The 625-nt window shown below is 44.3% G+C and carries 1 protein-coding gene; it reads left to right on the forward strand.

The window, feature by feature from the left end; genetic code table 11:
* Positions 1–50 precede the first annotated feature (50 nt).
* On the forward strand, positions 51–625 hold a 575-nt coding region (gene cobO / locus B3O33_RS02110; RefSeq protein ID WP_292362835.1), incomplete at its 3' end, for a cob(I)yrinic acid a,c-diamide adenosyltransferase.

Raw genomic sequence — 625 nt, forward strand, 5'->3', positions numbered from 1 at the left:
ACTGCTTGAAGCGGCATTACTGATATTTTTTGTTTTATTTTAGGAAAATTATGACTGATTCTGAGAAAAACCAACGCCATAAAGCTCGCATGCAACGTCACAAAGAAGTGGTCGATCAGAAGATCCAGAAAGCCACCAGGGATAAAGGACTATTGCTGTGTATAACTGGTAATGGCAAAGGCAAAAGCTCGTCGGGTTTTGGCATGATTGCGCGTGCATTGGGTCATGATATGAAAGTTGGGATTGTGCAATTTATTAAGGGGGCGATGAGTACTGGCGAAGAAGCCTTTTATCGTCGTTTTCCTGAACAGGTCAGTTATCACGTTGTCGGTGATGGGTTTACTTGGGATACCCAGAATCTGGAACAGGATAAAGCTTCTGCCGAAGCAGGTTGGGATATTGTTAAAACCCTGTTACAAGACGACAGCATTCATGTGATTCTGCTGGATGAACTGAATATTGTCCTGAAAATGAAATATCTGGATGCTGACAAAGTGCTGGCCGATATTGCGGCACGTCCAGTTATGCAACATGTGATTATTACCGGTCGCGGCGCACCGGATAGCGTGATTGAAGCAGCTGATACTGTCAGCCGGATTGACGATGTCAAACATGCATTTCGTGA

The organism is Methylophaga sp. UBA1464 (assembly GCF_002325665.1).
Classification (GTDB): domain Bacteria; phylum Pseudomonadota; class Gammaproteobacteria; order Nitrosococcales; family Methylophagaceae; genus Methylophaga.